The following is an 8,706-nucleotide window of genomic DNA, read 5'->3' as shown; positions in this document are numbered from 1 at the left end:
TCTCCCGGAGCCCGGAGCCCGGAGCCCGGAGCCCGGAGCCCGGAGCCCGGAGCCCGGAGCCCGGAACGATCAGCACGGCGCCTTCAAGTGCCAAGGACCGGCCCCTTCAGGGTTCAGGGGCCGGTGCCTTCAAGGTCCGGAGCAGGGCTTGGCCCTGCTCTCTACGGCTCCGTCGTTTCTGATTCCAGGCGGGTGCGGGTTTCTTTGTCGTAGGTGCCTGCGTTCTCGTTGTCGATGCCTCGGGTCAGTTGGTAGTTGCGGACGGCGTTCTCGGTTTTGTTGTCGTAGTCGCCGTCGGGGTTGCCCGTGAAGAGGGCCACCTGTTGGAGGCGTTGCTGGAGTTCCGTGACCTCGGGGCCCTTGTCGCCGCGGCGGAGGGTCACGGGCTCGGCCTTCTCCGGTGGGGTGGAGGGCTGGGTGGTCGTGGGGGTGGGGGCGCGCGTCGACGGGGCGCGGGTCGTGGCGGTCGGGCGGGGCGGGGCGGGTGACGCCGTCGACCTCGTCGGTGACGGTGTCGCACTCGTGCTGCTCGACTCGGTCGGTGAGGCCGACGGCGACTGGCTGGGCGACTCGGAGGCCGACGGCGACGGCTCGTCCAGGGTCGTGTCCGGCACGCTCGCCCGTATGTCGTCCGGGGCCGCGCTCTCCCGCGACGGCGTGTCGTACGAGAACAGTCCGCTCGCGAACCCGGCCGCCGCGACCACCGCGGCGGTGGCGCCGGCGCCGACGAGTGCGAAGCGGCGGCGTCGGCCGGTGTTCTCCGACGCGGGCTCCGCGGCGGGGGCCAGCTGGTGGGCCTCCTCGAAGAGGCTCGTGTCAGGGGCGGGGGAGCGGGGCAGAGCCGTCGCGCGGGGCAGCTGGGCGGTGGCGGCCGCGTCGGCAGGCTCCCTCTCGTGCGCCTCGTGCGGCGCGCTCGTGGGCAGCGGCTCGGACGGCGCGTCGTGTGCGTACCCGTACTCGTGCTCGTACCCCTGTGCGTGCTCGTGCCCGTACCCGTGGTCGGTGCCGTCAGGCGCAGGAGCAGGCTGCTCCGGAGTGGCCGAGTCTGCCGGGTCCGTCGCCCCCGGTGTCGCCGGTGTCGCCGGATCCAGGTCCACGTACGGGCGGATGCGCAGCGGGTCGAAGGCCTCTGCCGCCGCGGTCTCCGCGGAGCGGGTCTCCAGCAGGGCGTCGGCCGCCCGGCGGGCGCAGTCGCACGTGGGGGAGCCCTCAGACCCCCAGGGCGCCCCGCATTCCGGGCATATGTGACCGTTCCGGTCGTTCACGTGTGGGTTCCTCCCCGTACGAACTCCAGCGATTATGCAGACCCCCTCCACACAATCTCCCGGTTACCCCCGGAATCCCGGACTCCGTAGCGCATTCAACAGGCCATAACCGGTCACACCGACCAGGATGGAAGAGGAAACGGGACTCTCGTGGCCGGGAGGTCTTCATGGCCGAGGATGCGCACGGTGCGAACGACACGAACGGCACGAACACACCGAAGGCGGCCCGCCCCACCCGGGACCATTCGCGAGGTGCCACCGCCGGTCAGGAGCACCCGAAGGGCGGCGTCCTCGTCTCGATCGGGGCCCTGCTGCTCGGACTGCTCCTCGCAGCCCTGGACCAGACGATCGTGTCGACCGCGCTGCCGACCATCGTCAGCGACCTGGGTGGCCTCGATCACCTGTCGTGGGTCGTCACCGCGTATCTGCTCGCCTCCACGGCCGCCACCCCGCTCTGGGGCAAGCTCGGTGACCAGTACGGACGCAAGAAGCTGTTCCAGACCGCCATCGTGATCTTCCTGATCGGCTCCGCGCTGTGCGGGATGGCGCAGAACATGCCCCAGCTGATCGCCTTCCGCGCCCTCCAGGGCCTCGGCGGCGGCGGGCTCATCGTGCTGTCGATGGCGATCGTCGGCGATATCGTCTCGCCCCGCGAACGGGGCAAGTACCAGGGCCTGTTCGGAGCGGTCTTCGGCGCGAGCAGCGTGCTCGGCCCGCTGCTCGGCGGGCTGTTCACCCAGCACCTGAGCTGGCGCTGGGTCTTCTACATCAACCTCCCCATCGGGATCGTCGCGCTCGCCGTCATCGCGACCGTCCTGCGCATCCCGGTCCGCGCCCAGAAGCACACGATCGACTACCTCGGTACGTTCCTGATCGCGGCGGTCGCCACCTGCCTGGTCCTCGTCGCCTCGCTCGGCGGCAGCACCTGGGGCTGGGGCTCGCCGCAGATCATCGGCCTCGCCGTGCTGGGAGCCGTCCTCGCCGTGGCGTTCGTGGCCGTCGAACGGCGGGCCGCCGAACCCGTACTTCCCCTGAAGCTGTTCCGGATCCGCACCTTCACCCTCGCCGCCATGATCAGCTTCATCGTCGGCTTCGCGATGTTCGGCGCGATGACGTACCTCCCGACGTTCCTCCAGGTCGTCCACGGCATCTCGCCCACCATGTCGGGCGTGCACATGCTGCCGATGGTGGCCGGACTGCTCGTCTCCTCGACCGTCTCCGGGCAGATCGTCAGCCGCACGGGCCGCTGGAAGGTGTTCCCCATCGCCGGTACGGGCGTCACCGCGCTCGGTCTGCTGCTCCTGCACCAGCTCGACGAGAACAGCTCCGCGGCCGAGATGAGCTCGTACCTCCTCGTCTTCGGCCTGGGGCTCGGCCTGGTCATGCAGGTCCTCGTGCTGATCGTGCAGAACTCCGTCTCGTACGAGGATCTCGGCGTCGCCACCTCCGGCGCCACCTTCTTCCGCTCCATCGGCGCCTCGTTCGGCGTCGCCATCTTCGGCACGGTCTTCGCGAGCCGGCTGGGCAGCGAACTGACCTCCGCGCTCCGGGGGCAGGACCTCCCGCCGAGCCTCAGCGTGGACGCGCTGAAGTCCGACCCGAAGATCATCTCCGACCTCCCGGCCGCACTCCGGCCGTCCGTCGTCGAGGCGTACTCCACGTCCATCACGGACGTCTTCCTGTACGCGGCCCCGGTCGCCCTCGCAGGCTTCGCGCTCGCCTGGTTCCTGCGCGAGGACAGGCTGCGGGCCTCGGTGACGGCACCCGACGCCACCCAGACGCTGGCCAGCAACCCCGTGGAGCGCTCCTCGTACGACGAGGTGTGCCGCGCGCTGTCCGTGCTCGGCACCCGCGAGGGGCGGCGCGAGATCTACAAGAAGATCACCGCCCGCGCCGGGTACGACCTGCTGCCCGCCACGAGCTGGCTCCTGCTGCGGATCAGGCGCTACGGCTGGGCCGAGCCCGCCGTCCTCGCCGAGCGCAGCGCGGTGCCCCTGCACGTCGTCATCGCGGCCGCCCGCCAGGTCGAGGAGCGGCGGCTCGCCGTACGGGAGGGCCTCGACCTCGTCCTGACCGACCAGGGCCGCGAGGCCGCCGAGAAGCTGTCCAAGGCCCGCGAGGAGTCCCTCGCCGAGCTCCTGGGCGACTGGTGGGGCCCGGACCGGCCCACCGACCTGGTCAGCCTCGTGGAGGAGCTGAACGCCGAGATGTGCGGCTCCAACCAGGAACGCCCCCACAACGGAACCGTCCCGAAGCCGGCCGGCCGGGTGTGGCTCACCAAGTGACCCCGGCGCGGCCCGGCGCATGACAGACGAAAACCTGACGCGCGAGCCGTTCAGGCGGTGAGGCTCTTGGCGAACCAGTGCTCGGCGTACACGTCGTCGTTGTACGCCTCGGTCTCCGCGTAGCCGTGCCGGGCGTACAGCGCCCGCGCCTCCACCAGGTCGCCCCGGGTGTCGAGGATCAGCCGCCCGGCCCCGAGCGCCCGGCCCGCCGCCTCGGCCGCCCCGAGAAGAACGGCACCGCCACCCCTGCCCCGCAGATCCCCGCGTACGAAGACACGCTTGAGCTCGCCCGTCACCGCGTCCCGGAGCCGTACGCCCGCCATGCCCGCAGCCTCGCCGTCGTGCCGCGCGACGACCAACACCCCACCCGGCGGGGCGAATTCGGCCCCGCTCTCGGCGGCGATCTCGCGTTCCAGCTCGGCGGGGTCGGTGTCGTGCCCGCGGTGCAGCCGGTACCAGCGGTCGCTGACCTCCGTGTAGTACGCCCGCCAGAGGGCGACCGCAGCCGGCGAGTCGAAGGGCTCGGGGGCGACGGTCCAGGGTCCCGGGACACCGGGCGTACGTGTCTTCATGGCGGGCATTGTCACGAGGACCCGTACGCCGTCCGCAAGCGATTTACCGCCGGCTCACCCGGCGGCCCGCTTCAGGGCCCGCAGGTGGATGTGGGTGACCTCGGGGGAGTCGACGACCGAGACCTTCTCCCACTCGATCTGGTCGGTGCCCAGGTTGTCGAAGAGCCGGGTGCCGGCGCAGGCGAGGACCGGGACGACGTGGAGGAGGAGTTCGTCGAGGAGGCCGGCGCGGATGAACTGCTGGATCAGGTTCGCGCCGCCCGCCAGGGAGACCCCCTTCTCGCCCGCCGCCTCATGGGCCAGGGCGAGCGCGTGCTCGGGGCCCTCGGTGACGAAGTGGAAGCTCGTGCCGCCCTCCTTCACCACGGTCTCGCGGGGGTGGTGGGTGACGACGTACACCGGCATGTGGAACGGCGGCTCGTCGCCCCAGGGCACCTCGCCGCTGATGAACATGCCGTGGCCCATGACCACCGCGCCCGACCGGGCGACCCACTCGGCCACCACGTCGTTGTCCTGGCCCTCCGTCCCGCCCTTCTGCCCCAGCATCTCGCGGAACGCGCGCAGCCCGTACACCCAGTTGTGAATCCGTTCGCCGCCGACGCCCAGCGGGTGCTCGGCCCCCGCGTCGGGGCCGGTGATGAATCCGTCGAGCGACAGGCCGATCCGTGCGACGACCTTGCTCATGATGTTCTCCTCGGTATCAGGAGGCGCCCCTGTGCCGCCCCTCACTCGTGCTCTCACCCATGCGTCGAACGAGGGACGCCGTAGTCGACACGCTGCCGCACGGATGTCGCGAGCGCTGTTTGGGGAGCGCTGCGCGGGCAACCCGGCTGGGGAAGCGGCCCACTGGGCCCAGAACCCGGAAGGCATTCCATGTCCACAGGCGTGATCATCCTTCTGATCGTGGTCGCGGTGGCTCTCGTGGCCGCCGTGGTCGCCCGGTCCGTGGCGGCCCGCGGGGCGGGCGGCGGGCGAGGTCTGAAGCGGCGCTTCGGGCCCGAGTACGACCGGGCCGTCGCCCGGCACGACGGCGACACCAAGGCCGCCGAGCACGAACTCGAAGAGCGGGTGAAGCGGCACGGATCGCTGCGCGAGCAGCCGCTGGAGCCCTCGGCGCGGGAGCGGTACACGGTCCGCTGGACCGCGGTCCAGGAGCAGTTCGTCGACTCGCCGCGCGACGCCGTCGTCGAGGCGGACCGGCTGATCGCCGAGGTGGCCGGCGCCCGCGGGTTCCCGGACGGCGGCAGTTTCGACGAGCAGCTCGACGCGCTCTCCGTGCACCACGCGCACCACGTCCACGGCTACCGGCGCGTCCACCGGGCCGCGCACACACCCACGGCCGGCTCCGGCGCGGGCCCCGCGGCCGGTACGGAGGAACTGCGCGAGGCCCTGGTCGAGGCCCGCGCGCTCTTCCAGGACCTGACGGCCCCGGTCCGCGGGGAGGAGAAGGCGCTGTCCCGCGGCAAGAGCGACCCCCGGGAGAAGACCGAGGAAGCGCCCGCGACCACCCGAACCGACACCGAAAGCTCCCGCGGCCGCGCACACGCGCCGTGGGCCCTCAACAGGCGCCATGTGAAGGGGAGTTGAGAGCCATGCCGGACGACAACACAACGGCCGCACCCCCGCCCCCGCCGGAACGGCGCAACGACAGGCCGACGTCCGCCGAACGACCCACGTCCGCCGACCGGCCGACGTCTCCCGACCGGACCGAGGCACCAGACGGGACCGGGGCACCCGACCAGGCCGAGGCCGCTGGGCGGACCGGGATACTCGGCCGGATCGCGGCTGCTGCGGGCCGGACCGAGAGTCCCGGGCGCGCCGAGACTGCCGGGCGCGCCGAGGGCGCCGGGCGTGCCGAGACACCCGACCGGACTGGTGCACCTGACCTGACCGGGGCACCCGGCCGGGCCGAGGCTGCCGACCGGACCGGGACTCTTGGCCGGACCGAGACACCCAGTCAGGCTGAGGCTGCTCGCCGTACCGAGATGTCCGGCCGGACCGGGTCTGCTGACCGGGCCGAGGGCATCAGGCGTGCCGAGGCACCCGACCGAACCGGGGCACCTGACCTGACCGGGGCTCCCGACCGGACTGAGGCTGCCGACCGGACCCGGACACCCGGCCGTGCTGGGGCGCCTGACCTGACCGAGGCATCTGGCCGGGCCGAGACACCCGGCCGGCCCGTCACTTCCGCCGGGGTCCCCGCTTCCGGCACCGGCTCAGCCACACCCGCCCCATCAGGGGCGCGGGGAACTGCGCGACCGGCCCAGGCCGACCGGCACATGACCACGACGGGAAGTCCCACGGCTCCCGAAGGCACGGCTGTCCCTGGCACTCACGGCAAGGCAACCCCCGAAACCGCCGGAGGCACCCGCACAGGCGGACGCCTGATGTCCCCCGACACCGGCGAAAAGTGGTCCCTCCAACTCCAGCACGCGGTGGCCGGCTTCATCGACGGACCCCGGGGCTCGGTGGAGGAGGCCGACAAGGTCCTCCAGGAGGTCGCGGCACGATTCACCGACGCCGTGACCGAGCGTCGCCGCACGCTCCGTACGTCCTGGCAGACCACCGGCGAGGACAAGGCCGACACCGAACAACTCCGCCTGGCCCTACGGGACTACCGGGAACTGGCGGAACGGCTGCTGCGGCTCTGAACCCACAAGCCCCCGCGAGCCCACGTACGTTCACGAACTCCCGCACACCATAAGCAACTTGCGCAGCGAGGCCCTGCCCCGGGCCATGTGTCGGGGCAGGGCCTCACCCGTGCCCCGAGAGGGCGGCGCGGTCTCGACGAGGACGAGGACGCAGACGCGGACGGCCTCAGCCCGCGCGCCGCTCGTGCCACTCGCGGACGATCTCCTCGACGTCGTACGGCTTGAGGCCCAGCGGCGGGCCGGGCGGCGGCTTGAACATCATCTCGCGGATCTTCTTGTTGATCTCCGTGATGATCCGCCGTACCGCCTGCTCCGACGGCGCCTTCGCGGCAGCCTCAAGCGCGTCCTCGGCCTCCTTGCGGAGGGCCAGCGTCGGCGGCAGTACGGTCAGGCCCTCGCGGATCATCTTCTGCTTGATCCACCACAGTTCGTCGTACGACGTGTCGGGGCCGCTCGTCAGCGGCTTGCCCATGCCGGGAAGATCGGCGAACTCCCCACGGGCCTCCGCATCGCGGATCTGTCTGTCGACCCAGGACTCGAAGCTGACACCAGGAGGCTTGCGCTCGGTCATGCGTCCATTGTGCCGGAAGGTGTGCGAGCCGTGCCGGGACGGACGGTGTGAGACCGCGCCGAGCCGTGTGCCACCGCGCCGAGCTGTGTGGGGCTGCGCCGGACGGTGTGGGGCCGGGCGAATTATCATTCGGCGGCGACACCTCGCCGGGGCGTCAACCGCGTCCTGGCGCGGGACAATTGGAACGCGGGAACGCGCGGGAACGAAGGAGCACATGTGCTCGAACTCACCATGGCCACGGTGTCCGGTACGGAAGCCGGCGCGACGGCCGGTATGCAGATGGCCGACGCGCCGAGCGAGCCGGGTGCCGTGCTGCGGGTGGGGCGGGACCGGGGCGTGTGCCGCCTCGCGACGCCCGACGACTGGCTGTTCGTCTCGCGGGTGCACCTGGAGTTCCTGTGCGGGCCCGAGGGGAGCTGGCAGGTGACCTGGCTGCGGGGCTCGCACGACGACCCCTCGTCCGAGGTGCGGTTCACCCTGGTCGGCGGGGCCGCCCCGCAGATCCTGCCGTACGGCGGGACGGCCAAGCTGCCCCTCGGCGGTTCCGGCGAACTGATCATCTACGACCGCACGGGGCCCCGCAGCGTCAACGTGGGCTTCTACCACGAGGCCTGACCCGGAAGGCCCTGGCAGAGGCGCGGGAGGGGCTACGGCAGTACGCGCGCCAGCGCGAAGCCGTCGTACCCCTTCGAGCCCACCGTCTGAATCGCCGTGGCGGTCAGTTTCGGGTGTGTGGCGAACAGGCCGAGGGCCTCGCGGGTGCCCCGCACGCTCGGGTCGTCGCTGGTGGGGTCGGTGACGGCGCCGCCGCGGACGACGTTGTCGAGGATGATCAGGCTGCCGGGCCGGGTGAGCCTGACGGCCCACTCCACATAGCGGGGGTTGTTGACCTTGTCCGCGTCGATGAAGACCAGGTCGAAGGGGGCCGTGTTCCCGTCGCCCTCGTCGGCCAGCTTCGCCAGGGAGTCGAGCGCCGGGCCCACCCGGACCTCGGTGATCTTGTCCAGGCCGGCCCGGGCGAGGTTGCGGCGGGCCACCTCGGCGTGTCGTTCGCTGTACTCCAGCGTGATCAGCCGGCCGTCCTGCGGGAGGGCGCGGGCCAGCCAGATGGTGCTGTAGCCGCCGAGCGTGCCGATCTCCAGGATGCGGGTCGCGCCCTGGATCACGGCGAGGAGATGCAGCAGCTTGCCCTGCGGCGGGGCGACGTTGATGTGGGGCAGTCCGGCGGCGTCGCTGTCGTTCAGCGCGTCGGTCAGGGCGTCGTCCGGCGGGGCGAGGAGGCCGGTGAAGTAGTCGTCCACGTCGTGCCAGAGCTGCGGCTCGGTCATATGGGTATGCCTTTCGTCTGTCTAGTTAGGTGCG

General features: G+C 71.8%; 8 protein-coding genes and 1 pseudogene. 4 read left to right on the top strand and 5 right to left on the bottom strand.

Annotated elements, in window-relative coordinates:
- Positions 1-161 precede the first annotated feature (161 nt).
- Positions 162-1,265, bottom strand: coding sequence for a peptidoglycan-binding protein (locus tag O3Q52_RS13050; protein WP_269648940.1), 1,104 nt, complete (start codon positions 1,263-1,265; stop codon positions 162-164).
- Between the two features lie 167 nt (positions 1,266-1,432).
- Here O3Q52_RS13050 and O3Q52_RS13045 point away from each other — a divergent pair, with 167 nt between their 5' ends.
- Positions 1,433-3,550 (top strand): MFS transporter, encoded by a 2,118-nt coding sequence (locus O3Q52_RS13045; RefSeq protein WP_269648939.1) that lies wholly within the window; start codon positions 1,433-1,435, stop codon positions 3,548-3,550.
- A gap of 50 nt (positions 3,551-3,600) precedes the next feature.
- Here the strand turns inward: O3Q52_RS13045 and O3Q52_RS13040 are convergent, their stop codons facing one another.
- Entirely contained in the window at positions 3,601-4,122 is a 522-nt protein-coding gene (locus O3Q52_RS13040; protein WP_269648938.1) for a GNAT family N-acetyltransferase, read from the bottom strand.
- Between the two features lie 54 nt (positions 4,123-4,176).
- Complete coding sequence (locus O3Q52_RS13035) at positions 4,177-4,806, bottom strand: dihydrofolate reductase family protein (RefSeq protein WP_269648937.1); 630 nt, start codon at positions 4,804-4,806, stop codon at positions 4,177-4,179.
- A gap of 189 nt (positions 4,807-4,995) precedes the next feature.
- On the opposite strand from O3Q52_RS13035, the gene O3Q52_RS13030 reads away from it, so the two are divergent.
- Positions 4,996-5,709 carry a hypothetical protein gene (locus O3Q52_RS13030; RefSeq protein ID WP_269648936.1) on the top strand — a complete coding sequence of 238 codons (714 nt, stop codon included), beginning with the start codon at positions 4,996-4,998 and terminating at the stop codon, positions 5,707-5,709.
- Between the two features lie 794 nt (positions 5,710-6,503).
- Positions 6,504-6,773, top strand: a pseudogene (locus O3Q52_RS13025) (hypothetical protein); the annotation flags it as partial.
- Between the two features lie 166 nt (positions 6,774-6,939).
- Here the strand turns inward: O3Q52_RS13025 and O3Q52_RS13020 are convergent.
- A complete protein-coding gene (locus O3Q52_RS13020) occupies positions 6,940-7,344 on the bottom strand; it encodes a DUF1992 domain-containing protein (protein ID WP_269648935.1) in 405 nt (134 codons plus the stop codon).
- A gap of 216 nt (positions 7,345-7,560) precedes the next feature.
- Here O3Q52_RS13020 and O3Q52_RS13015 point away from each other — a divergent pair, with 216 nt between their 5' ends.
- Entirely contained in the window at positions 7,561-7,959 is a 399-nt protein-coding gene (locus O3Q52_RS13015) for a hypothetical protein (protein WP_189838110.1), read from the top strand.
- A 32-nt stretch (positions 7,960-7,991) separates the two neighbouring features.
- On the opposite strand, the gene O3Q52_RS13010 is transcribed toward O3Q52_RS13015, so the two are convergent.
- Entirely contained in the window at positions 7,992-8,672 is a 681-nt protein-coding gene (locus O3Q52_RS13010; RefSeq protein WP_269648934.1) for an O-methyltransferase, read from the bottom strand.
- Between the last annotated feature and the right edge of the window lie 34 nt (positions 8,673-8,706).

Source organism: Streptomyces sp. ActVer (assembly GCF_027270795.1).
GTDB lineage: Bacteria > Actinomycetota > Actinomycetes > Streptomycetales > Streptomycetaceae > Streptomyces > Streptomyces umbrinus_A.
The sequence above is the reverse complement of the archived record's forward strand: the minus strand, read 5'-3'. Positions and strand labels throughout refer to the sequence as shown.

Coding starts and splice junctions, on each gene's coding strand:
- O3Q52_RS13045 (WP_269648939.1), top strand. CDS start 1,433: ATGGCCGAGGATGCGCACGGTGCGAACGACACGAACGGCACGAACACA.
- O3Q52_RS13040 (WP_269648938.1), bottom strand. CDS start 4,122: ATGAAGACACGTACGCCCGGTGTCCCGGGACCCTGGACCGTCGCCCCC.
- O3Q52_RS13035 (WP_269648937.1), bottom strand. CDS start 4,806: ATGAGCAAGGTCGTCGCACGGATCGGCCTGTCGCTCGACGGATTCATC.
- O3Q52_RS13030 (WP_269648936.1), top strand. CDS start 4,996: ATGTCCACAGGCGTGATCATCCTTCTGATCGTGGTCGCGGTGGCTCTC.
- O3Q52_RS13020 (WP_269648935.1), bottom strand. CDS start 7,344: ATGACCGAGCGCAAGCCTCCTGGTGTCAGCTTCGAGTCCTGGGTCGAC.
- O3Q52_RS13010 (WP_269648934.1), bottom strand. CDS start 8,672: ATGACCGAGCCGCAGCTCTGGCACGACGTGGACGACTACTTCACCGGC.